Origin of the sequence: Halovibrio variabilis, from assembly GCF_007991175.1 — a bacterium.
Classification (GTDB): Bacteria; Pseudomonadota; Gammaproteobacteria; order Pseudomonadales; family Halomonadaceae; genus Vreelandella; species Vreelandella variabilis.
On sequence record NZ_BJXV01000016.1, the window covers coordinates 21,338 to 45,310 of the forward strand.

22 protein-coding genes are annotated in these 23,973 nt (G+C 57.2%); 6 read left to right on the plus strand and 16 right to left on the minus strand.

The window, feature by feature from the left end:
- Positions 1 to 436: 436 nt before the first annotated feature.
- From aroB to pilM, 7 genes are read right to left on the minus strand one after another with little or no spacing between them, the layout of a single operon-like run.
- The gene (gene aroB / locus HVA01_RS13640; RefSeq protein WP_146875965.1) at positions 437 to 1,555 is read right to left on the minus strand and encodes a 3-dehydroquinate synthase; all 1,119 of its coding nucleotides are present in this window, start codon (positions 1,553 to 1,555) and stop codon (positions 437 to 439) included.
- A complete protein-coding gene (gene aroK / locus HVA01_RS13645) occupies positions 1,552 to 2,112 on the minus strand; it encodes a shikimate kinase AroK (RefSeq protein ID WP_146875966.1) in 561 nt (186 codons plus the stop codon). The genes aroB and aroK overlap by 4 nt, the downstream gene beginning before the upstream one ends.
- The gene (locus tag HVA01_RS13650) at positions 2,112 to 4,154 is read right to left on the minus strand and encodes a type IV pilus secretin PilQ (protein WP_146875967.1); all 2,043 of its coding nucleotides are present in this window, start codon (positions 4,152 to 4,154) and stop codon (positions 2,112 to 2,114) included. The genes aroK and HVA01_RS13650 overlap by 1 nt, the downstream gene beginning before the upstream one ends.
- A gap of 14 nt (positions 4,155 to 4,168) precedes the next feature.
- Positions 4,169 to 4,705 carry a pilus assembly protein PilP gene (locus HVA01_RS13655; RefSeq protein ID WP_146875968.1) on the minus strand — a complete coding sequence of 179 codons (537 nt, stop codon included), beginning with the start codon at positions 4,703 to 4,705 and terminating at the stop codon, positions 4,169 to 4,171.
- A complete protein-coding gene (locus tag HVA01_RS13660) occupies positions 4,702 to 5,361 on the minus strand; it encodes a type IV pilus inner membrane component PilO (protein ID WP_146875969.1) in 660 nt (219 codons plus the stop codon). The genes HVA01_RS13655 and HVA01_RS13660 overlap by 4 nt, the downstream gene beginning before the upstream one ends.
- On the minus strand, positions 5,358 to 5,897 hold the full coding sequence (locus HVA01_RS13665; protein WP_146875970.1) for a PilN domain-containing protein: 540 nt from the start codon (positions 5,895 to 5,897) through the stop codon (positions 5,358 to 5,360). Before HVA01_RS13665 ends, HVA01_RS13660 begins: the two co-directional genes overlap by 4 nt.
- 52 nt (positions 5,898 to 5,949) lie before the next feature.
- Positions 5,950 to 7,011, minus strand: coding sequence for a type IV pilus assembly protein PilM (gene pilM / locus HVA01_RS13670; RefSeq protein ID WP_146875971.1), 1,062 nt, complete (start codon positions 7,009 to 7,011; stop codon positions 5,950 to 5,952).
- A 212-nt stretch (positions 7,012 to 7,223) separates the two neighbouring features.
- Here pilM and HVA01_RS13675 point away from each other — a divergent pair, with 212 nt between their 5' ends.
- Positions 7,224 to 9,752: a penicillin-binding protein 1A gene (locus HVA01_RS13675; RefSeq protein ID WP_146875972.1), complete on the plus strand. Its 2,529-nt coding sequence runs from the start codon at positions 7,224 to 7,226 to the stop codon at positions 9,750 to 9,752.
- A gap of 103 nt (positions 9,753 to 9,855) precedes the next feature.
- Here the strand turns inward: HVA01_RS13675 and HVA01_RS13680 are convergent, their stop codons facing one another.
- From HVA01_RS13680 to HVA01_RS13690, 3 genes are all read right to left on the minus strand, one after another.
- Entirely contained in the window at positions 9,856 to 11,874 is a 2,019-nt protein-coding gene (locus HVA01_RS13680) for a TRAP transporter permease (RefSeq protein ID WP_146875973.1), read from the minus strand.
- Between the two features lie 33 nt (positions 11,875 to 11,907).
- Entirely contained in the window at positions 11,908 to 12,420 is a 513-nt protein-coding gene (locus HVA01_RS13685; RefSeq protein WP_146875974.1) for a DUF1850 domain-containing protein, read from the minus strand.
- A 95-nt stretch (positions 12,421 to 12,515) separates the two neighbouring features.
- Positions 12,516 to 13,487 carry a TAXI family TRAP transporter solute-binding subunit gene (locus tag HVA01_RS13690; protein ID WP_146875975.1) on the minus strand — a complete coding sequence of 324 codons (972 nt, stop codon included), beginning with the start codon at positions 13,485 to 13,487 and terminating at the stop codon, positions 12,516 to 12,518.
- 222 nt (positions 13,488 to 13,709) lie between these two features.
- Here HVA01_RS13690 and HVA01_RS13695 point away from each other — a divergent pair, with 222 nt between their 5' ends.
- The 5 genes from HVA01_RS13695 to gabT all read left to right on the plus strand — a co-directional run bounded on the left by HVA01_RS13695 (position 13,710) and on the right by gabT (position 19,385).
- The gene (locus HVA01_RS13695; protein WP_146875976.1) at positions 13,710 to 14,888 is read left to right on the plus strand and encodes an acyl-CoA dehydrogenase; all 1,179 of its coding nucleotides are present in this window, start codon (positions 13,710 to 13,712) and stop codon (positions 14,886 to 14,888) included.
- A gap of 26 nt (positions 14,889 to 14,914) precedes the next feature.
- Complete coding sequence (locus tag HVA01_RS13700; protein ID WP_146875977.1) at positions 14,915 to 16,129, plus strand: CaiB/BaiF CoA transferase family protein; 1,215 nt, start codon at positions 14,915 to 14,917, stop codon at positions 16,127 to 16,129.
- A gap of 187 nt (positions 16,130 to 16,316) precedes the next feature.
- Entirely contained in the window at positions 16,317 to 17,120 is an 804-nt protein-coding gene (locus HVA01_RS13705; RefSeq protein WP_146875978.1) for an EAL domain-containing protein, read from the plus strand.
- Complete coding sequence (locus HVA01_RS13710; protein ID WP_146875979.1) at positions 17,113 to 18,051, plus strand: sensor domain-containing diguanylate cyclase; 939 nt, start codon at positions 17,113 to 17,115, stop codon at positions 18,049 to 18,051. The genes HVA01_RS13705 and HVA01_RS13710 overlap by 8 nt, the downstream gene beginning before the upstream one ends.
- Positions 18,052 to 18,107: 56 nt before the next feature.
- The gene (gene gabT / locus HVA01_RS13715; RefSeq protein WP_146875980.1) at positions 18,108 to 19,385 is read left to right on the plus strand and encodes a 4-aminobutyrate--2-oxoglutarate transaminase; all 1,278 of its coding nucleotides are present in this window, start codon (positions 18,108 to 18,110) and stop codon (positions 19,383 to 19,385) included.
- A gap of 75 nt (positions 19,386 to 19,460) precedes the next feature.
- Here gabT and HVA01_RS13720 read toward each other — a convergent pair whose 3' ends face one another.
- From HVA01_RS13720 to HVA01_RS13745, 6 genes are all read right to left on the minus strand, one after another.
- A complete protein-coding gene (locus tag HVA01_RS13720) occupies positions 19,461 to 19,712 on the minus strand; it encodes a YkoF family thiamine/hydroxymethylpyrimidine-binding protein (RefSeq protein WP_146875981.1) in 252 nt (83 codons plus the stop codon).
- Positions 19,713 to 19,721: 9 nt separating this feature from the next.
- Complete coding sequence (locus tag HVA01_RS13725; protein ID WP_146875982.1) at positions 19,722 to 20,549, minus strand: alpha/beta fold hydrolase; 828 nt, start codon at positions 20,547 to 20,549, stop codon at positions 19,722 to 19,724.
- A 147-nt stretch (positions 20,550 to 20,696) separates the two neighbouring features.
- Positions 20,697 to 21,077 (minus strand): type II toxin-antitoxin system VapC family toxin, encoded by a 381-nt coding sequence (locus tag HVA01_RS13730; RefSeq protein WP_146875983.1) that lies wholly within the window; start codon positions 21,075 to 21,077, stop codon positions 20,697 to 20,699.
- Positions 21,077 to 21,304 carry a hypothetical protein gene (locus tag HVA01_RS13735; RefSeq protein ID WP_146875984.1) on the minus strand — a complete coding sequence of 76 codons (228 nt, stop codon included), beginning with the start codon at positions 21,302 to 21,304 and terminating at the stop codon, positions 21,077 to 21,079. The genes HVA01_RS13730 and HVA01_RS13735 overlap by 1 nt, the downstream gene beginning before the upstream one ends.
- Before the next feature lie 114 nt (positions 21,305 to 21,418).
- A complete protein-coding gene (dinB, locus tag HVA01_RS13740; protein WP_146875985.1) occupies positions 21,419 to 22,465 on the minus strand; it encodes a DNA polymerase IV in 1,047 nt (348 codons plus the stop codon).
- A gap of 43 nt (positions 22,466 to 22,508) precedes the next feature.
- Positions 22,509 to 23,972, minus strand: a complete 1,464-nt coding sequence (locus tag HVA01_RS13745) for a protein adenylyltransferase SelO (protein WP_146875986.1) — start codon at positions 23,970 to 23,972, stop codon at positions 22,509 to 22,511.
- Position 23,973 lies beyond the last annotated feature (1 nt).

The following is a 23,973-nucleotide window of genomic DNA, read 5'->3' on the forward strand; positions in this document are numbered from 1 at the left end:
AATGGCCGATCAGCATAGCGATTGGTGGCCACTTTGCGCAATCGTCGCGTGCCCAACACCGCCGTAAAACTCTTTTCAAATCTTGTATTTGCATTCTCATTCAAGAAAAAAACACATACACTTCAATTACTTGCAAATATATAAAACGCAATTTCAACGGCTGCAAACCACCTCTAGACTTTAGTCTAATAAAGCCCGTTCAGCCCATGCCGATAGCGCATAAGGCATACGGATTATATGAAAACAGCGTTCGACTAACGGGCACCCGATAAGGGTGCCCGCAGGGGCCCCCTTGGCTTCATCATGCCAGGAGCCCACATATTCGCGCGCTAAAGCTCCCTCCCATGGGAGCTACCCATCAGGCTGGCAGCGTTAGTTCCACGCTGAATGACGAAGAAACTTTTGAAAGGGAATCGCTGCTACTTAGTTTGGCTACTCAGCAGCGTGGGTAATCGTCCAGCAGCGTGCGGAGAACATCCACGGGCGTGGCGTCGCTAACGCAGGCATCGCCCAGGGCGTTAAGCAGCACCAGACGCAGCCGGGTATCGATATTTTTCTTATCCAGCCGCATACGTACTAAAAAATCATCGCTGGTCATATTCGCCGGTGCCGCCAACGGCAGCTCGGCGCTCTCGATGACTGCCAGACTACGCGCGAGTGCGGCGTCATCGATCCAGCCCAAGCGCTGGGAAAGCGTCGCCGCCATGGCCATGCCCGCGCCCACCGCTTCGCCGTGCAGCCAGTTGCCGTAGCCTTGATGGGCTTCAATGGCGTGACCAAAGGTGTGCCCCAGGTTAAGCAGCGCGCGCACGCCTTGCTCGGTTTCATCTTCGGCGACGATATCGGCTTTGATTTGGCAACTGCGCGCAATGGCTTCGGCGACTACTTCAGGCTCCACATTCAGCAGCGCGGCCATATTGGCTTCCAGCCAGCTTAAAAAGCCTTCGTCGCGGATTAGGCCATACTTGATGACCTCGGCAAGCCCAGCGGACAGTTCACGACGCGGCAAGGTCTTAAGCGTTTCAATGTCGACCAGAACGGCTTTGGGCTGCCAAAATGCACCGATCATGTTTTTACCCAGCGGATGGTTAACGCCGGTTTTACCGCCCACCGAGGAGTCCACCTGGGAAAGCAGCGTGGTGGGCACCTGGATAAACGCCACGCCGCGCTGATACGAGGCGGCGGCATAGCCGACCATGTCGCCGATCACGCCACCGCCTAGGGCAATGAGGGTACAGCGGCGGTTAAAACCGGCCTCCAGCAGTGCATCCCAAATCCGGCTAACCTGCTCAATGGATTTGTACTGTTCGCCATCGGGGAGCACGACAGTGCGCACATCGAGGTGCGCTGGCAGGCTGGCGCAGAGTTTTTCCAGATACAGCGGCGCGATGGTGTCGTTAGTGACCACCATGACTTGCTGGCCAGCCAAGTACGGCGTCAACGAATCGGCCCGCCCCATCAACCCGGCATCAATATGAATCGGATAGCTGCGCTCATCGAGGGCAACGTTAAGGGTGCGTCGCGCGCTGGCAGTGGCGCTGGCGTTAGAGGTCATGGCGATACCTGGTTATGGGACGAAGGCTCTAGCGGGTCCACCAGCCGGTGCACCCGGCGCACGATTTCATTGACGACGGCCCGCGGGCTACGCCGGTCGGTACGCACGGCAATATCCGAAGTGGCGCGATAGAGCGGATCGCGCTGGGCAAACATGTCGTAGAGCACCTGTTCGCGATTAGCGCACTGCAGCAGTGGCCGGTTACGATCTTTCGCCGTTCGCCTGAGCTGCTGATCAACGGTGGTCAGCAGATAGATCACCGTGCCGCGCTCACGCAACGCGCGGCGGTTCTCTTCGCGCAGCACCGCTCCGCCGCCGGTAGCCACGACCACCGGCGAAAGCTGGGTCAACTCGTCGATCATGTGAATTTCCCTTAGGCGAAAGCCCTGTTCGCCCTCGACATCGAAAATCCACGGGATATCGGCCCCGCAGCGATCCTGAATGGCGTGGTCACTGTCGTAAAAGGGGCGCGACAATTCCGCCGCCAACAGGCGACCAATCGTGCTTTTGCCAGCCCCCATGGGGCCTATGAGAAATAGATTGGGTAAATCCTGCATTAGCGAATCGTCAAACCATCGTCAAGGAGTCGTGGAGTAATAAAGACTAACAACTCTACCTTTTCATTGCTCTCTTCGGTATAGCGAAACAGTCTACCCAGCCAAGGAATATCACCCAATAGCGGCGTTTTGGCCATTTGGCGCAGCTCTTCGGTGGTCAAAATACCGCCTAACACCACCGTTTGGCCGTTATCTACCAGCACTTGGGTTTCGATTTGATTGGTGTCTATCGGCGGCTCGCCGCCAAACTCTGACTCGCGGAAACTATCATTTTTAATCACCAGATCCATAATGATGCGGTTGTCGGGGGTAATTTGCGGGGTGACCTCCAACGAAAGCTCGGCCTGCTTGAACTCGGTATCCGGGTTGTCGTTGCCATCCACACTCTGGAAAGCGCGCTCTTCACCCTGGCTGATTCTGGCAGTCCGTTGATTGGCGGTAATAATGCGCGGCTGTGAAATGGTTTGGCTTTTACCCTCGCTTTCCAGCGCCCGCAGCTCCAGATCCAACAGGATATCGCCGGACAAATAGCCAAAGCTAAAGCCGGTGCCCGGCCCGGTGGACTCCCCCAAATCTACGGCTAAGCCGCCCTGCGCGCGATTAATGCCATCGGGGTTGATATCGCGGCGGCTGAAAGCGCCGCTTTCTCCCTCTTGAAAGCCGCGGGTGCTCGACATGCCCCAGTTAATCCCCAGCTCGCGCGAGGCGGTGTCGCGGGCGATGACAATGCGCGCCTCAATCTGTACTTGGCGAACGGCGACATCCAGGCGGTCAATGGTGCGGGCAATATCGCGCACCTGATCAGCGGTATCCTGTATCAGCAGCGTATTGGTGCGGTTATCAATGCTGACACGCCCGCGTTCGGTGAGTAGCCCAAAGCCGTCGCCGCCGCGCAGCAGCTGGGCTAAGTCTTCGGCTCGGGCGTATTTAATCTCGATAAACTCGGTTACCAAGGGCGCCAGCGTCTCAAGCTGGTTACGCGCCTCTAGCTCCTGGCGCTCTAAATCGGCCAGCTCGCTGGCAGGCGCCACCACAATCACATTGCCCTGTTCACGGCTCGACAACCCTTGGCTTTGCAAGATCAGCTCCAACGCCTGATCCCAGGGGACATCATTTAAGCTAAGCGTTACCCGCCCCGTGACGCTGTCGCTGGCGACTAAATTTAGCCCGGTAAACTCGGCCAGCGTGGCCAGCACCGAGCGCACTTCGATATCCTGAAAATTGAGGCTCAAACGCTCGCCGGTGAAGCGTTCTTCAGCGCCTGGTAACGGCTCGGGTTCGTCTTTAACCGGCTGCACTTCGACGGTCAGCGTGCGGCCATCTTGCGAGGAGATCATCGCGTAGGCGCCTTGGGTGGCAATCGCTAACTGTGTGTCGCGGGGCCCTGGCCGGGGAGTAATTCGCGTAATGGGGGTAGCAAAATCGGTCACGTCGTAGACCTGATTGAGCGCATCGGGGATAGCGACATTACGCAGCTCCACCAGCACTTGGTCACCACTGCCCTCACGCACGTTTGCCTCTATGCCTTCACGGTCAAAGGTAACCAGCAAGCGGCCGGCACCTTCCGGGCCACGACGAAAATCAATCCCCTCGATCTGCGGTCCTTGGTCGACTTCCAGTGCATCCGGCGCCGCGGGGGCATTACTACCTGGTGCGGCTGCAAACGTCACCCGCCATCGGTTATCCAGCACCTGTGAGGTAAATTCTCGCGCTTCACTCAGCGCCACCACCAAACGGGTGCGGCCATTACCTTCCAGGGCGGTCACCTGATCAATGCCGCGGTTATTAACGTTCAGGCGGCGATCGGCGAGCCCGCTCTGGGTGCCTGCCAAGTCCAGCGTTACTCGGGGTGGGGACTCCAGGCGGTAGCTGCGTAGCTCGGGAACGCCGCCGGTGAAGTGCAGGTCAAGGTGAGTGCCACCGTTCTCGGCGGGCTGAACCTCAATATCGGTCAGTACCGAGGCCGCCGCCAATGAGGGCAATAGCGAAAATAGGGCGGCTATCACCATAAAGAAAATGCGTCGCCAAGCTGTCACTGCCATGAGCTATTATCCACTTACTCGTTGTTTTCGTTAATGACCAGCGACACCTGGCGCTCCTGCCAACCTTCGCTCTGGGTGAACACCCGCTCGGTAACGCGAACTTCCTGCCCGGTGATATCGGCAATACGGCCGTAATCGGTGCCCATATAGTTACCCTCTTTGACGCTGGTGATGTTGCCATCAGGCGATGCAATCATGGCGACCTCCCGGCCGCCCATACGCAGCGTACCGACTAATCGCAGCGACTGCAGTTGAAAACGCTCTAACGGCTCCTGCTCGCGCTGCTGGTCAGGGGCCAGGGCGCTATCGCTGCGGGAGACATTATTATCAGCGACGGCCTCTGGCGGCAAAAAAGGGCTGCGCTCTTGGCTATGCAAATACTTCAACGGTGGGCTTTCGGGCAACGACACGCTGACCACCGGCGGCTGCCCGCCGGGAGAGCGACGAATATCCGCCAGGGTGCGCTCAAGCCCTGCCAAGTCCGCATCCGCACAGCCCGTCAGCAGTGACACAGTGGCCGCTAACATAAAACAAGAGGCTAGCTGTTTCATGGTGTTTCAGCCTCCGCAACGTCGGGCTGATCACTTTCGTCAACGTAGCGATAGGTGCGCGCCAATAGCGAAAGGCGCAGCGTGTCACCACGATCGTCAACGGGCTGCAAACTGAAATCGTGCTGGGTCACCATGCGCGGCAACGAGGCGATATCGGCACTAAAACGGGCCAATTGGTGGTAGCCGCCGCGCACCTGAATATCCAGCGGTTGCTCGACATAATGGGGTTGCGCTTGGGTAGGGCCCAGCCGAATCGTTTCGATGGTCAAGCGGTTATCAACGGCGGCATCGCTAATGCTATCGAGCAGTGCAGGAATCTCGGCGTCGGTGGGTAGCATGGTGCGTAAACGCGTTAGCTGCGCTTGGAGGGTGGTAAGTTGCTGGCGCATTTCCGGCAAGAAAGCGGCCTCGGCGGCTTTGCTGCGGTACTCGCTCAACAGCCTCACTTCTTGGCGCTGAGCCGCCGTTAAAGCGTCACGCTGTTCGCTTACCACCAGCCACGCCATAATGCCCAGCGCCACTAGCAGCGCCAGGCCGCCGCACAACACTTTTAATAGCCACGGCCAACCGCCGGCTTCTTTAATATCCAAATCACGCCAATCGACGTCGCGCAGCCGCTGCCATTGCTCGGACCACTGTTCACGAGTCAGTCTCATGGTGCAGTCTGCTCTACGTCGAAGCGAAACACACGGCCAATGCTATTTGGGTCGCTTTCCACCGCCGAAAGCGAAGGCACGCCTAAACCTGGCAGCGATGCGATTCGACGCAGCTGCTCGGACACCTGACGTTCGTTACCGGCAACCGCGGTGACGCTAACGCTATCGCCGTTTTTCGACAAGCGTTGATAGACCACGCCATTAGCCACGCTGTCAGCCACATCATTAAAGAGTTGCACGGTATGCGCTCGTTCCGCCTGCAACGCTTGGAATACCGCGATCTGCTCAGTTAACTGCTCGGCATCGCTCTGGTAACGCGAAACGCCCGCAATATCGGCATTGAGACGCTCAATATGGTCATTAATAGCGGCATTACGCTGCTGCTGGGCGGCCAGCTTAAACTGGTAAAGTTGAGACACCAGCAGCCCAAGCACTACCCCCAGCAATAGCATCGCCGCCAAGACGGCATAGAATTGTCGTGTCCGCCGTTCCCGCTGAACGTCTCGCCAAGGCAGTAGGTTAATGGTGATGCTCATTGGCTGGCCCTCATTGACTCACTCTCACTGGCTAGCTCTCATTGACTAGCTCTCATTGACTGACTCTCATTGCCAAGCCACCCGCGGTTAGCATCGCCGGGGCATCGTTGGTTAATGCCTGGAGATTTAAGCGTTTATTGACCTGCATGCGCTGGAAGGGGTTAGCAATGGTCACCGACATGCCGCTGTCGTCAGCAATGCGCTCGGCAAGCCCAGGAATCACGCTCGACCCGCCCGCTAAAACGATGTGCTGTACTTCCTGCTGACGCCCGGCGGTGTAGTAAAGCTGTAACGAGCGACCGACCTGCTGCACCACGGTCTCAAGAAACGGATTGAGGACGCTGGCGTGGTAATCATCGGGCAGTCCGCCGCGCTTTTTGGCGAAGCCCGCTTCCTCCATGCTGAGATCGTAGCGGTCGCGAATCGCATCGGTGAGCTGTCGGCCACCAAACACCGTGTCGCGGGTGTAGACGATATGGCCGCCACGCACGACGTGAAAGGCGTTCATATTAGCGCCAATATCGACTAACCCCACGCAGGCGGTGGGGTCGTTCTCCACCTTTAGCTGGCGGCGCAGCTCAGCCAGTGAACGCTCCATGGCAAAGGTTTCCACATCCACGGCGGCGGGTTCTAAGCCAGCCCGTTCCAACGTGTCGGTGAGCTGCGTCACATCCTGTTGCCGGCAAGCGACCAGCACGACCTGCTGCTGCTCTTCATCAAACGGCATGGGGCCCAGGCACTCAAAATCAAACGCAACTTCATTGAACGGAAAAGGAATATGACGGTCCGATTCGGCTACAATGCGTTCTTCAATCTCTTCTTCACTTAAATCGACTGGAAAGCTCAGCGTTTTGGTGATGGCGGCACTCGCGGGTACGGCCACCGCCGCTTTGCGCGTAGACGGTTTGGCGTGCTCCACGGCACGACTAAGCACACTCGCCACGTCATCGATATCGCGGATCCGGCGCTCGACCACGGCCCCCTCACGTAGCGGGCGCACGGCATAGCTTTCCACTTGGTAATTATCATGGCACTGTTTCAACTCAAGCAATTTCACGGTCGCCGAGGTAATATCGACGCCGATCAGGCCTTGAGCAGATTTTAGAAAGCGCATATTGGGTATGGCTCCGCCTGTTTATCGCCCGTCTTTTGCCTGTTTATTGCATAGCGTGAGGTTACATGATTTCTAGTTAAGTCACACGCACAGGCACTTAGCGCATATCAACACTGGTGGCTGCCGCCTTGGCTTCCTATAATGGCTGCCAATTGCATAATACGGCCGTTTAGATGCCGATTCTTTTATTCTTCCCAGGGTGCTCTCTGTTCATGACGTTGCTTCGAACCCTTATTGTATCGCTGTTCTTTCTTATCGTATCGTTGGTCGGTGCCGGCGCCCTGGCCGTGGTGGGGGCCGCCCTGTACTTTTCCCCCGGTTTGCCCGACGTTCGTCAACTACAGGACTTTGAGCTACACACCCCGCTGCGCATCTTTACCCGAGACGGTAAATTGATTGGCGAATTCGGTGAAGAACGCCGCATGGCCATCGATTTTGCTGAAGTGCCGCAAAATATGGTCAATGCCTTAATCGCCGCCGAGGACGCCAGTTATTTCGATCACGCCGGTGTTGATCCTCGCGGCTTAGCCCGGGCGGCAGTCGAGCTTGTCCAGAGCGGCGGCACGATCCAGTCAGGCGGCTCGACCATCACCATGCAGGTCGCGCGTAATTATATGTTGACGCTGGATCAGACCTTTACGCGCAAAATTCGCGAAATCCTGCTAGCACTGGAAATGGAGCAGGTGCTTAGTAAAGAAGAGATATTTGAGCTTTACGTCAATAAGATCTTCTTAGGCAATCGTGCCTACGGCATCGCAGCAGCCGCTGAAACCTACTACGACAAGCCGCTTGCCGAGCTTAGCCTTGCCCAAACGGCGATGATTGCTGGCCTGCCGAAGGCCCCCTCGGCCTTTAACCCGCTGGCTAATTCCGAGCGTTCGCTGATTCGTCGCAACTGGATTTTGTTCCGCATGCGCAAGCTCGGCTATATCGACGACGACACCTACCAAGTGTCTGTGCAAGAACCCGTCACCGCACAGCGCCACTATACCCAAGCCGAAGTCGAAGCTGCCTATGTCTCCGAAATGGCACGCCAGTATGCAATAGAGCGCTTTGGCGATGATGCCTACACCGGCGGCTACCGTATCTACACCACCATTGATAGCGAGCTGCAGCCCTTCGCACGTCAAGCGCTGTCCAAAGGGCTAATCGACTACGACCTACGTCACGGCTGGCGCGGACCGGAACAGCGTGAGATTGCCGCGAGCCTCGTCGAAGCGCAGGAACAAACCGAGACCCGAGGCCTTGAGGAGGAGCTTTCCGAGTCACCCGAGATTCGTGAGACCGCCCGCCAAGCCGCCCAGCGTAGTCAAACTGAAGTCGAAGGCATTGAGGGCGATGTCAGCAACTGGATTCAGGTGCTTGAGCGCACGCCTAACTATGGCCTCCTGGAGCCCGCCATTGTGGTGGATAGCAGTGGCCGCGAGATGCAGGTTTTAACCCGCGACGATGGCTTACAGACAATTGGCTGGGAAGGCTTGAGCTGGGCACGCCCTTACCTGAGCCCGCGTAGCCGCGGCGCCGAACCCAGCTCGGCTGAGCAGATTGCCGTGCGTGGCGATATGGTGCGCGTGGTTGAGAATGAAGACGGCTCGCTACGCCTCTCGCAACTGCCCGATGCTGAAGGCTCGCTGGTCGCCCAAGACCCACGCACCGGCGCCATTCTTGCGCTGCAGGGCGGGTTTGACTTTAATGCCAGCAAGTTCAACCGCGCGGTACAGGCGCAGCGCCAATCAGGCTCCATCTTCAAGCCGTTTATCTACCTAGCGGCCCTCGAAGACGGCGAAATGAACGCGGCCAGCGTGGTCAACGACTCCCCCGTGGTGCTCGACGATGGCAGCAATTCCTTATGGCGGCCGGTCAACTCTAGCCGTGACTTCAATGGTCCCATGCGCTTACGTCCAGCGCTCGCTCGCTCGCGCAACCTAGTGACTATTCGCGTGCTACAGACCATGGGAATAGATCACACCATCAACTTCTTGGAAGGTTTCGGTTTTGCCCCAGGTCGTTTACCGAATGGTCTGTCCCTGGCACTGGGTAGTGCCAGCTTAACCCCGATGGAGATGACCAACGCCTACTCGGTCCTCGCCAATGGCGGCTTTCAGGTGTCACCCTGGTTTATTGAGCGGGTAACCCGCGACGATGATAACGAAGTGATTGATGAAGCCACGCCGCAGGTGGCTTGCCCCAGCTGCGCTGAGGACCAGGAAACGGTTGAAATCGATGGCCGCGAATACCCGATTGCCAAACGGGTGGCCGATCCGGCGGCCGTGTATATTCTGCGCGATATGCTGCGCGACGTTATCACCTCGGGCACTGGCCGCGGCGCACTAAGCCTGAACCGCGATGATATCGTGGGTAAAACCGGCACGACTAATAACCAGCGTGACGCTTGGTTCGCGGGCTTTAATAATGAACTCGTCACAACGGTGTGGGTAGGTAAAGACAGTAACGAAACCATCTCTGAGTACGGTTCTCAGGCCGCGCTACCCATCTGGGTAGAGTTTATGGGGAATGCCCTTGAGGGAACGCCGAGTGCCGTGCCTGAGCGCCCGGATAGCGTCGTAACCGCGCGGGTCGACCCAGACACCGGCCAGCGCTTAGCCGACGGCCAAGCAGGCGGTATGACGGAGCTGTTCCACCAGGACCACCTCCCGGATTACCAGCAACGCCGTATCAGCCGTGAGTTGGAAGAAGCCAGCGGCTCGCAGGGGTCAGGCACCGCCGAGTCGATTTTCTAGCCCTAACGCTACGAGCCCTGCCGTTACAAGCCCGCCCAGCAAAAGGCCCGGAGATAGTTTCTCCGGGCCTTTTTGTTTCCTTACCTTTTGGGGTTACTGACAGTTACTGACTAACGGGCGTCGCCGACGCTTCGCGTTTGCTGGCTAACCAGTTAGCGCCGATGAAAGCGGTCATGACCGCCACGCCGGCAATTTCAGTCATCAGGTTAGGATAGAACACCCCGATAATCGCCGCGGTAATCGCCAAGCGAGGTAGCCACGACATCCGGGTAAACAGGTAGCCTTCCAAGGCCGCCGCAAAGGCGCCTAGCGCCAGGATGGCAATCACCGCGTTCCAGACCACTACCGCTATCGGCCCGCCCATGATGATTTCTGGGTTAAACACCATAAACAGCGGAATCAGGTAGAGACCCTTGGCAAACTTCCACGCCTGGAAGCTGGTTTCCATCGGCTTGCTGCCCGCAATCGCCGCCCCGGCAAAGCCTGCCAAGGCGATTGGCGGCGTCACGTTGGAGTCTTGGGAGTACCAGAACACCACTAGGTGAGCGACCAGCAATGGAATACCAAACTCCTGGGTAAGCGCAGGGCCAACGAGCACAATCAAAACGATGTAGCTGGCCGTCACCGGCAGTCCCATACCCAGCACCAAACTGGCCAATAGCACCATCACCAGCGCCAGCAGGATGTTGCCACCGGAGAAGGCCATCATCATAGAAGAGAACTTCAGCCCCAATCCGGTTAAACCCACGACACCCACAATAATCCCCGCCACGGCGCAAGCCATCGACACCGCTACTGCATTGCGGGCACCTAACTCCAAGCCCTCAATCAACTTGGCAAACCCTTGGCTGGTGACGTCTTTGATCGCGCTTACCGTCACCGGCTGGCCCTGGCTCGGCGCCACAAAGAAAAACCACAGCACATAGCGCAAGACCGCCACCGCCAAAATGGTGACCACTGCGTAGTAGCCTACCCGCATGGGCGACATACTCATCGCCAGCAGCCAGACCAGCACGGCAAGCGGCAGCAGGAAGTGCCAGCCATCTTTCATGACCTGGCGCATCTGCGGCAGCTCGCTTTTGGGCAGCCCTTGCATGCCTTGCTTAAGCGCAATGATATGCACAAACAGATAGACCGTGGCGAAATACATAATCGCCGGCAAGATACTGACTTTGACAATATCCAGGTACGGCGTATTGGTGTACTCGGCAATCAGGAAGGCACCCGCGCCCATCAACGGCGGCATAATTTGCCCACCTGTCGAGGCAGCGGCTTCGATACCGCCCGCCTGCTTGGGCTTATAGCCCAGCCGTTTCATTAGCGGGATGGTAAAGGCGCCGGTAGTCACCACGTTGGCAATCGCGCTACCGGAAATAGAGCCCATCCCCGCCGAGGCTAAAACGGCGGCTTTGGCAGGCCCGCCGCGTTGGCGACCGGTCGCGGCGTAGGCCATATCAATAAAGAATTTACCCGCGCCGGTGCATTCCAAGAAGGCCCCAAACAGCACAAAAATAAAGATATAGGTTGCCGCCACCCCCAGCGGCAGGCCAAAGATACCCTCTTGGCCTAGGTAGAGCTGCCCGGCCACCCGATCAAAGGTGTAGCCCCGATGCTCCAGAATGCCCGGCATCCACTCACCCAACCACGCAAGCTCACCGCGCGGCCCGGCAAACGCATACGCGATTGCCAGCAGGCCAATCATCGTCATACCCAACCCCACTGCACGACGGCTAGCCTCTAGCACGGTGACAGTGGCGATACAGGCAACCAGAATGTCGGTACTGTTCCAAAAGCCCGCGCGACTGAAAATCGCATCCAGGTTGAGCACTAAGTAGCCGCCGGTGAGCAGTGCCCCGGCCAAAAACACTAGGTCTATCCCCCAGCCCAAGACCCCACGCTGGCGGCGGGGACCAAAGGCAGGAAAGATTAAAAACGCCAGCATCATAATCAATGCCAGGTGAATACTGCGCTGATAAAAGAGCCCTAACGGCTGAATACCGGCGGAGTAGAGTTGAAACAGGGAAAGACCCACCGCCACGATGGTGATAGCCCACAGCACCATGCGGGGTTGAGTCGCATTAGCGCCCGGCATCACGCTCGGCGGTTGTTTGGATTCGCTCATGAAGCCCTCGGAATTTAATCACTAATGTCGTTTTTATTGACGCGGGGAAGCGTGAGGTGCGACGAGTTGAATGGTCACGCGTTGCCCAGCGGCCTGCTCGCTGAGGCTCACCGGCGGGTGTTCACCGTCTGGCCACACCACACGATGATTGACGGCCAGTGAACCTACCCTTAATACATAGCGGTTATTGGTGACGGGCTCGTTAATCGCCTTAATCCAGTAGCCCCCGTGGCCATCTGAGACCTGCTCGCCCCGGCCAAAGATATGCCCAAGCCCGGCGGCGAAGTCGGGTTGATGGCTACGCTCCAGTTGCATGACGCCCGCCGCATTACGGTAGCAGTCCAGCACCGTAAAGTGCTCGACAGAATGCTGCCATTTAATACACCAGCGACCGCCATCAGGCACCGCAGCATCTAACAGATGCTCGCCTTGTTCGCTCACCACGGCCAAGCGCATAAATGAAGTCGCCGAAGCGGGGGAAGCCCCCACTTCGGCGAGCGGACAACATGCGATGAGTAGCGCCACCAGTCGTTGCTGCCACTGCATGGCAAGGTCCTTATGACGAAGCGCTTATTACAAAGTGCTTATGACAAAACGCTTATGACAATCTTATTACTTCTTATAAGCATGTCACTGAACGGTTACGGACGCATGCGGTCGGGAATATCAGCGCCCACTTCTTCGAAGTAACGCAGTGCGCCTGGGTGCAGCGGCACGGGCGTGGATTCCATGGTGAACTCAACGGTGGTGTCGTTTGCCGCCGGATGCACCGCAATCAGCTCGTCGGTGTTTTCGAACAGCAGCTGGGTCAGTTGATAGGCCAGCTCTTCGTCCATATCGGCATTAACGACAAGCACATTGGGAATACCGATGGTCTGAACCGCTTCGTCCATGCCGTCATACATACCGGCGGCTAGCTGATACTTAGAGAACACCGCTACTTCTTCCTGCGCATTGGCGATTTCTTCATCGGACAGGCCAATCAGACGAATATCCCGCGTTGCCGCAAGGTTAAGAATGGAACTGGTCGGCGGGCCGACGCTCCAGAAACCAGCGTCGATATCACCATCGCGAATGGCATCGGCGGTTTCGTTGAAATTAAGCCGCCGAGGGCTAAAGTCGCTGTAGCTAATGCCGTTGGACTCCAACAGAGCACGGGCATTCAGCTCGGTGCCGCTACCCGGCGCGCCGACCGATACGACCTTGCCTGCCAAATCAGCAATTGATTCAATATCCGATTCCGCCAACGTCACCAGCTGAACGGCGTTGGGATAAACCGAGGCCAATGCGCGGGTATTTTCAATTTGACGGCTCTCGAAATCATCGGTGCCGGTGTACGCTTGATAGACGGTATCGGCGAGTGCCAGCGCAAGGTCGGCATCGCCACGCATGATCAAGCCCATGTTTTCGACCGAGGCGCCGGTAACTTCGGCGGTCGCTTGGGCGCCTTCGATATGATTATTGATCATTTCGGCGAAGCCACCGCCGATAGGGTAGTAGACGCCGCCGGTACCGCCGGTGGCGATCGACAGTTGTTGAGCGCTGGCTGGGAGCGCAACCGCGAGCATAGCCGCAGCCGCTGTTGTGGCGTATAGAGAGCGTAGAGTTCGCATGAGCGTTTCCTCCGTCCTGTTTGGACTTATAGGTATGGTTGACGATAAAGGAGGTGTTGAAGCCGCCGCTTCTGCCTGCCATCAGCAGCCAAGCAAACGCGGTTATAAGAAGTTAGCACGGCTTGTGCGTTACATGCTAATAAGGCGTTATTCTACCCGCTGGCTTACCGTTATAGGCTCAGGCGCCACACCGCCCACCGAACGAATCGAGGAATTCACACCATGACGCATTTCAACTGGGATGACCCACTACTTCTGGAACAGCAGCTCTCTGATGAAGAGCGCCAGATCCGCGATGCGGCCTACGACTACTGTCAGGAAAACCTTCAGCCCCGGGTACTGACCGCCTTCCGCGAAGAGCGCTTTGACCGCGAGATCATGACCGAAATGGGTGAGCTGGGCCTGCTTGGCGCCACCGTTTCCCCTGAATACGGCGGCGCTGGCGTTAACCACGTTGCCTACGGCCTGATTGCACGCGAGGTCGAGCGCGTCGACTCCGGCTACCGTTCGGCCATGAGCGTGCAGTCATCGCTGGTAATGTACCCCATCGAGACTTACGGCTCCGAGGAGCAAAAGCACAAGTACCTGCCCAAACTGGCCAGCGGCGAGATGATCGGCTGCTTTGGCCTGACCGAGCCGGATCACGGCTCTGACCCCGGCAATATGATCACGCGCGCTGAAAAAGTCGACGGCGGCTACCGCCTGACCGGCGCCAAGATGTGGATTACCAATAGCCCGATTGCCGATATCGCCGTGGTCTGGGCCAAGTCGGCGGCTCACGATAATCAGATCAAAGGCTTTATTGTGGAGCGCGGCGTTGAGGGTTTCAGCACGCCCAAAATCGAGGGTAAAGTCTCGCTGCGCGCCTCGATTACCGGCGAAATCGTGCTGGAAAATGCCTTCGTTCCCGAGGAGAACCTGCTACCCAACGTGAGCGGCCTGAAAGGCCCGTTTGGCTGCTTGAACAAGGCCCGTTACGGCATTGCCTGGGGCGTGATGGGCACGTCTGAATTCTGCTGGCACGCGGCGCGCCAATACACCCTGGACCGCAAGCAGTTCGGCCGCCCGCTGGCCGCCAATCAGCTGATCCAGAAAAAGCTCGCCGACATGCAGACCGAGATCACCCTGGGCTTGCAGGCTGCGCTGCAGGTGGGCCGGCTAATGGATAGTGGCAACTGGGCGCCGGAAATGGTCTCGCTGATCAAGCGCAACAACTGCGGCAAAGCGCTGGATATCGCTCGCCAATCCCGCGATATGCACGGCGGCAACGGTGTATCCGACGAATACGGCGTTATCCGCCACATGGTGAACCTTGAGTCGGTGAACACCTACGAAGGCACCCACGATGTGCATGCCTTGATTCTGGGTCGCTCACAGACCGGTATCCAGGCCTTCTTTTGATTGCCCCCCGGCAGCAGGAGCGCAGTATGAGCAAAGCCCCCCAACCTCTGGCCGGTATCAAAGTGCTGGATATTTCCCGCGTACTGGCCGGCCCATGGTGCGGCCAGATGCTCGCCGACATGGGCGCCGATGTAATCAAGGTCGAACGCCCCGGCAGCGGCGATGACACTCGCCACTGGGGGCCGCCCTGGTTAGCTGGAACGGCCGAATCGGCCTACTACCTATGCGCCAACCGCGGCAAGCGCTCGGTGACCGTCGATATGGCCAAGCCCGAAGGCCAGGCGGTGATCAAACAGCTAGTCGCCCAGTCCGACGTGCTGATAGAAAATTTTAAAGTCGGCGGTTTGCAACGTTACGGCCTAGATTACGCCAGCTTGAAGGCGTTGAATCCCAAGCTGATTTACTGCTCGATTACCGGCTTTGGTCAGGAGAGCCCTTACGCGCACCGCGCCGGTTACGACTTTATGATCCAAGCCATGGGCGGGGTCATGAGCCTGACCGGCAAGCCTGACGATGAGCCCGGCGGGGGCCCGGTGAAAAGCGGCGTCGCCTTTACCGATATTTTTACCGGGCTATACGCCGCTAATGCGGTACTGGCAGCGCTTTATCAACGCCGCGATAGCGGCGAGGGCTGCCATATTGATATGGCGCTGATGGATGTCCAGGTCGGCGTGCTCGCTAATCAGGCGCTTAACTACTTAACCTCGGGTAACGTGCCCCAACGGATGGGCAATGCCCACCCTAATATTGTGCCTTACCAGGCGTTTGCCACCCAGGATGGCCATATGATTGTGGCCGTAGGCAACGATGAGCAATTTAAGCGTTTCTGTACAACGCTGTCACTGCCGTGGCTGGCTGATGACCCGCGCTACGCCACCAACGGCGCCCGAGTGAACCAGCGTGCGCTACTGGTTCCCCAGCTGGAAGCGGCGCTGGCCCAGCGCAGCACCGAGCACTGGCTGGCCGCTTTCGAAGCCGCCGGTGTGCCCTGTGGACCGATCAATACCCTGGATCGCGTATTCGACGATGCACACGTCAAGGCGCGCGGGCTAAAGCAGACGTTGCCGCACACTCAAGCGGGCCAGGTGGACTTGGTTGCCAACCCGATCCGTTTCAACGGCGTACAGATGAGCGCCACTACCGCCCCTCCTCACTTAGGCCAACACACCGACAACGTATTAGCCGAGCTCGGCATCACCCAAGAACAGTGCGAAGCACTGCGTAAAGCAGGTATTATCTAAACTTGCTTGAAGGTGACATTTTCATCTTCGGCGCTATGCTAATGACTAGGTGCATCATCTATGCTGTACGAATCCTGTACAACGCACCCCATTTACGTCTAAAATATATCATTTATTGAGCTGGCAATGCGTATACGACTGACGCTGACTCATCCAGAGCGGACAAAGATCTTACACAGGAGTTGTAATGAGCCAGTGCGCGCGTGTTGATGGCAGCTGCAAACGCTGCGAAGGCAATTTGCCATTTGAATTCACCATGGCTTTTCAGCCGATCGTGGATATTGCTTTGGCGCAAGTGGTTACTTACGAAGCCTTAGTTCGCGGTATCAATGGGGAATCCGCCTGGAGCGTCATTTCGCAAGTCACTGATGAGCTGCTCTATCTTTTTGATCAAGCCTGCCGGGTGAAAGCCATTGAAATGGCCAGCGCCCTGGATATGCAAACCGATCTCTCGATCAACTTCTTGCCCAACGCCGTTTATGAACCGGAAGCCTGCATTCAGGCAACGCTAGATGTTTCCAAGCGCGTTGGCTGGCCGATGGATCGGCTGATTTTTGAAATTACCGAAACAGAGCGCGTTCGCGACCGCCAGCACCTGTGCAATATTATTGATGCCTACCGCTCCATGGGCTTCAAAACCGCGCTGGATGATTTTGGCAATGGCTATGCCAACTTGGACCTCCTCACCGACCTAACGCCCGATAAACTTAAGATTGATCGGGCGCTGGTGATGAACTGCGATAGCGATGTTCGTCGTCAGGCGCTGTTAAACGTGATTATTACCCTGGCGCAAGACCTCGACATGACGCTCATTGCCGAAGGCGTCGAAACTCGGCCTGAAGCGCTCTGGCTGGCGCGAGCCGGTATCGTACGCCAGCAAGGCTTCTACTTTGCCAGGCCGGCGGTTAACTCTTTGGGCGATGATATTACCCCTCTACTTATGGGGTTAAAAAGTGAAGCGGGTATAGCGTCAGGAAAAGCCGATGAATAACTTTAGCACTGAGCAAATCTATGAGCTATTTAACCGCTCAAAGCGTAATACGGAAAGCGTTATTCGGGCTGCGCCTATTGGGATCTGTATTACCACTCCGTCCGGCCACTTCGAGATGGTCAACCCGGCTTACTGTGAACTGTGCGGTTATCTGGAAGTGGAACTCCTGGGCCAGCATTTCACCTTGGTTATCTCCGAGACTTACAGGCAGCAATTGACAGCCCTGCACCAGGATTTTATGCAGGGCGGCGAACGCCAAGAGCAACGTCAAGAGTGGGAGATGCTAACCAAAGATGGCCAGATTCGTACCATTATTGTCGAATCGGCGCGCATTGAAGGCGAAGACGGCACGCCGCGAAAAGTCACCTTTATCCTCGATATCACCCAGCGTAAACAGCTTGAAGAACGCCTAAAAAAGGCCAACGAGCGCCTTGATCACCTTGCCCATCACGATGAGCTAACCGAGCTGCTCAACCGCCGTGCCGGCTTGCAGCGCCTGGATGAAGAGATCAAACGCTGCGACCGATACGGCGGCACCTTCAGCATCGCCATGTACGACCTGGACGACTTCAAAACCATCAATGACCAGTATGGGCATAGCGTTGGCGATAGCGTCTTACAGCAGACCACCGCCTTGGTGAACCAAGTACTGCGCGATACCGATCTGCAAATCCGCTTGGGCGGGGAGGAATTTCTGGTGATTATGCCGGAGGTAGACGCCGACGAAGCCTTGCGTGGCATGGAGCGCGTTCGTAAAGCGGTTGCACAAGCCTCTTTTACCGAGCATCACTTAACGGTTACTCTTTCATCTGGGATCGCCAGTTATGTCGAAACATCTGGCACACGACTGCTTGATCGTGCCGACAAAGCTATGTATCAAGCCAAGCAGGCGGGACGCAATCGGGTTGTCATTGTATCGTCGCCTAGGTGAGCAACGCCATTGCGCGCTATGCTGAAAGTTCATCATTCATTAATAGGATTTAAGTCATGAGCAGCAATGCCGAATTAAACGAGCTGAAACACAAATACGTCGCTGCTGGCGCCGCTAGCCCCGCGACGGCGTTTGCCGATCGTGCTGAAAATGCTGAAGTCTGGGATGCCGACGGCAATCGCTTTATCGACTTCGCGGGCGGCATCGGCGTCCTCAACGTGGGCCACCGCCACCCCAAGGTCGTCGCTGCCGTCAAGGCCCAGCTCGATAAGCTGATGCACACCTGCCAAACCGTGATGCCTTATGAAGGCTACGTCAAAGTGGCAGAAAAGCTCAGCCATATCGTTCCCGTGCGCGGCCATGCCAAAGTCATGTTGGCAAACTCTGGCGCCGAAGCGCTGGAAAACGCGGTTAAGATTGCCCGCGCCGCCACCGGCCGTTCCAACATTATCTGCTTTGACGGCGGCTACCACGGCCGTACCTTCTACACCATGGCCATGAACGGCAAAGTGGCGCCTTACCAGAACGACTTCGGCCCGATGCCGGGCACTGTGTTCCGTGCCCCTTACCCGGTGCCCTACCACGGAGTCAGCGAAGATGAAGCCATCCGCGGCTTGAAGATGGCGCTAAAAACCGATGCCAACCCTAACGACACCGCTGCGATCGTGCTTGAACCGGTACTCGGTGAAGGTGGTTTCTATCCGGCATCAAAAAGCTTCCTCGAGAAGGTCCGCGCCATTTGCGATGAGCACGGCATTTTGATGATCGTCGACGAAGTGCAGTCGGGCTTTGGCCGCACCGGTAAAATGTTTGCCATCGAGCACAGCGGCGTTGAGCCGGACATGATGACCATGGCCAAGAGCATGGCCGATGGCATGCCGATTTCGGCTATCGTGGGTACCGACAAGATCATGGATGCGTCTGGCCCCAACTCGCTGGGCGGCACCTACACCGGCAGCCCGACCGCCTGCGCCGCCGCCCTGGCGGTGATGGAAGTGTTCGAAGAGGAAAACATCCTTGAGAAGAGCCAGGCGCTAGGTGAGAAGCTGGCTCAGCGTTTCGGCGGATGGGAAAGCAAGTTTGCCTGCGTTGATAACGGCCGCAATATGGGCGCCATGGCCGCCTTTGAACTGGTATCCGATAAAACCGAGCGGACGCCTAATCCTGAACTAGCCGCGGCGCTGTGCAAGAAAGCCCGTGAGGAAGGCTTGATCCTGCTCTCTTGCGGCATGTACGGCAACACCATCCGCTTCTTGATGCCCGTCACCATTCAAGACAACGTGCTCAACGAAGGGCTAGATATCATCGAATCCTGCCTGGAATCGCTGGTGTAAGTAAGCGCTAGCTTACGTACTAAAACGCCGCCGCCCCTTCTGGGCGGCGGCGTTATTGTTGGCAGCCGATTCTGCTTACTCTTTCGGCCGACGGTCGCCTTCCAAGAAATTCGCCGTAAACACCGCTTTACCATAAGCCTCAAACGACCACTTCATCACGTCGCTTATCGCCGCCATGACGGCGTCAAACTCACCAAATATGTGAGTGCTCATACGGTTCGGATACACTTCCAGCCCCGTTGCCTCAAGGCGTTTTACCACCTCTTGGATGACCGGCTTAAAGTCCTCGGCCAGTGGGTAGTAGCTAAGCTGTACGGAAAGATACATAACGTCTCCTTACGCTGTGTGTGAATGCTTTATGGCGTTAGCCAAGCGCTGCCAGGCAGCCAAAATAGCCGCCCGGGTCTCATCAGGATGCTCCATGGGGAACATATGCGTACCGGGGACTTCACTCACCGTTAACCCCTTGCGCCTTAACCGCTTGATGCGTGAGGCGGTCAGCAGATGCGACTCTTTACCCGCCACCAACGCCAGCGGCACCCCTAAACGCTGGGGAAGGCGCGAGAGGTGATCCGGTAGGTGGCGAAAAATCTCCACCTCGATACGCGGATCGAACGTCAGTTCGGCGCGACCGTCATCTAACAAGCGTGTCCCTGCTTCAATGTAGTCGTTGAGTGCTTGCGGGGTAAAGCGCCGAAAAAGCCCCCGGCGGCGCAAAGAATTGGCCATCGCCTCGCGGCTCGGCCACACAGTACGCCGCCCCAAGGTTTTACCGGCGGGCGTTATACGATCGATAAAGCCAAACCGCTTAGCGGCTTTCATTGCCCAGGCATCCGTTCCCAGCATCAAGGGTGGGTCCAGCATGATCACCCCACAAAAGCGCTCGGGCTGCCTGTCGGCGGCCATGGCCATTAAGGTGCCGCCCAGCGAATGGCCAACGCCTAACAGCGGCGTATCGCTCTCGGGCAGGGAATGCAGCAACTCATCGACCAAGTTGCCCCAGTTGTGGTTAACCGGGTAGTCAGGATGATGACCCAGGCAATTGATCGGATGCAGATCAAACGTCTCCGCCAGAGGATCAAGCAGGCTGCGATAGCTTAAGCCGGGGAAACCGTTGGCATGGGCAAACACTAAGCGGGGGCGTGAAACGGCATCAGCAGACATGGCGGGCTCGTGGGTGGCCAAAGGGGAAAGGATCAATCAATCATACGTATGTTTTAACGCGCTGATGGATGAGCGTCAATGCGGCTATAGAGTGGCGCTACTAAAATCGATAATTAAATCAGGCTTTAGCTGCTATTTGGTTCTGGTTTAAGATTTCATCTTTACGTTCAGCGTTTCGAGACCTAAGCGCTCGAAATCATTGGTGTTATGCGTCACGACAGTCAGGTCGTTGACCAGCGCGGTCGCTGCGATAATAGCATCTGGAGTTTTGGTTTTGAATTGCTGTCGCAGCCGAATGGTTTGTTCCACAACCGTTTCAGAAAGGTCGAACACGCGGGCATGGCCAATAAAAGCTCTGGCCTGATTTTGCAGCGTGGGGTTACTGGAAAACTCACTCCATCCCAAAAATTCAATTTTAGTGATAACGGATATATTGAAACTTTCAGCCAGCATTTGGTGGAGTACTTCATCGGCAGTCAATCCGTTGAAGTAATAAATGATGATATTGGTATCAAACAAATAACGCATTAGTTCCAACCTTCCCGCAGCGAAGCTAGGTAACCATCCACTTGTTGGCGCGACTGGTGCGCCACGCCAAAGAACCGTTGCGGTTCAAAGCCATCGGTAGCCGGACGAGTGGGCTCCGCAGATGCAGACTCTTCTTGTGCAAGCTGTTGTAGAACCACTTGCAACAAACGGATTTTTTCCCCATGAGAGAGAGGGACAATAGAAGGAATCAGTTCATCGATGGTCACAGCATGGACTCCTTAAACGGTGGGAAAGAACGACTGAGTCAACCGTTAGAAAATCATACGCCCGTCAATAGCGCCAGCCTAGGCTTTAAATATGATCTATTGATCAGCCAATCATTAAAACAGCGACAGCTGCTGCTCCTGGCTGTTTTCCGCTAACCGATAGCCTACGCCTAGCAGGCGCACGGGGCGCTCGCCTCTGGCCCAACCAACGTTAAGCAAGGTTTCAAACTGTTCAAGGTTGGGCGCCGGGTCGGCGTGTTCGACGGTGGTTTGGGTAAAATCGTTAAACTTCACTTTGACGATCAGACCACGCACCGCCAGGGGTGGGTCAAGCCGTGCGTAGCGGCGCTCTAAGTCGTCGATCAGCGCCGGTAGCTCATGGCGGCAGGCGTCAAGGGTGGGTAAATCCTGGGCGTAGGTCTGCTCGGTGCTTATTGATTTGCGCTCGCGGTGAGTTTTCACCGGGCGCTCGTCGCGGCCCCAGCTTAGCTCATGCAGGCGCTTGCCAAAGCGGCCAAAATGCTCCACCAGCTCAGTCAGCGGGCGAGCGCGTAAATCGGCGCAGGTGTGAATAGCCAGCCCTGCCATTTTTTCTGCCGTGCGGGGGCCAACGCCGTGGATTTTTTTCACCGGCAGCTGTTGCACAAAGCTGTCGACCTTATCCGGCGTGATCACACACAGCCCATCGGGCTTGTTCCAGTCGCTGGCGATTTTGGCCAGAAACTTGTTGGGCGCCACACCGGCCGAGACGGTAATCCCTACCTCACGGCTGACCCGCTCGCGAATCGCTTCTGCCATTAGCGTCGCGCTACCGTGATGCTGGGTGACCGCTGAGACATCCAAAAACGCCTCATCCAGGGAGAGCGGCTCAATCAGCTCGGTCACTTCGCGATAAATCGCAAACACTTGGCGGGCGACCGCTTTATATTTGGCCATATCGCCGCGAATCAACGTCAAATGCGGGCAGCGCTTCAGCGCTTGGCCCATCGGCATCGCCGAGTGAATACCAAACTCCCGGGCGGGGTAGTTACAGGTGGCGACCACCCCGCGCTGCTCGACACTGCCGCCAATGGCAATCGGGATATCCCGCAACGCGGGGTTATCGCGCATTTCCACCGCGGCGTAAAAACAGTCACAGTCGCAGTGAATAATTTTGCGCACTGGTTACCCATCCAACTGTAAAAAACCACAGCTTATCACAGCATCAGGTGCCGCAGAACGTTCTCAGTACCTGCTCGCTTTCCGTGGCTGGCGCCGCCAGTCGGCGTGCTTCAACGGAATCATCGAACGGCTTGGTCACCACCGCTAACAGAGTGTGAAAAGGCGCAAAGTCACCCTCGATAGCGGCATTGATCACCTCCTGAACCCGGTGGTTGCGGGGAATAATGATCGGGTTGGCTTGGCGCATGGCCGCTAGGCGTTCAGCGTTTTGGCTGGCGACTTGCGCCGCTTGCCACTGGCTTAACCACTCGCCCAGCGCCTCGGGATTCAGCGTTAGCGCCAGCAACGCCTCACGGTTTTCATCACTCGACGAGGCGGCGTACTGGGTGAGCGCATCAAAGGTCGCGGTCATATCCATCCGCCCCTGGTGCATCTGGCTTTCCAGCCCTTCCATCAATGGCACAGCTTGGTCGTTTTCCGCCTCCAGGCCCAATTTTTTGGCATGCAGGCGGCGCTGTTCGGTATCAAACAGCGGCTGAAAGCGGCGAATGGCATCGGTAGCTTGCGCTACTAATGCATCGCCCTCTGCGTGCATGAGCGGCAGCAATGTTTCGGCAAAGCGGGCCAGGTTCCACTGGGCAATCGTTGGCTGGTTGGCAAACGCATAGCGGCGGCCTTCATCGATGGAGCTAAAGACCTTTTGCGGGTCAAATTGCTCCATAAAAGCGCAGGGGCCGTAATCGATGGTTTCTCCAGCGATACTGGTGTTATCGGTATTCATCACGCCATGGATAAAGCCGATGCTCATCCACCGGGCAATCAATACGGCTTGGCGAGCGACCACGGCTTCCAGCAGCGCCATGTAGGGGTCTTCTGCCGCGGCGGCGTCGGGGTAGTGGCGCTCAATGACATGATCCGCCAGCGCCTTTAACGCCGCTTCATCCCGGCGAGCCGCAATAAATTGAAAAGTCCCCACCCGGATATGGCTGGTAGCCACGCGGGTAAACACCGCGCCGGGCTCGGGCAATTGGCGCACCACGCGCTCGCCAGTGGTGACCGCGGCTAACGCACGCGTGGTGGGAATACCCATGGCGGCCATAAACTCGCTGACCAGATACTCACGCAGCACCGGCCCCAGCGGCGAGCGACCATCACCACCGCGGGAGAACGGCGTGCGGCCGCTGCCTTTGAGCTGCACATCCCGGCGTACACCATTCTGGTCGACAACTTCACCCAGCAGCAGCGCACGGCCATCGCCCAGCTGCGGCACGAAGTTGCCGAACTGGTGGCCCGCGTAGCCGAGTGCGCCCGGCTGGGCACCGGGCGGTAGCTGGTTGCCGCTGAACCATTCGGCAAGCGTGGTGGCATCAGGTATGTCCTGGGCACCCAGCTCGTAGGCGAGCGGCGCGTTAAAGGCAATCAGCTCAGGGTGCTCAACCGGCGTTGCCTGGCTGGCGACCCAGAGAGGTTCTGGTAAGGTGGCGTAGCGATGTTCAAATGACAGCACG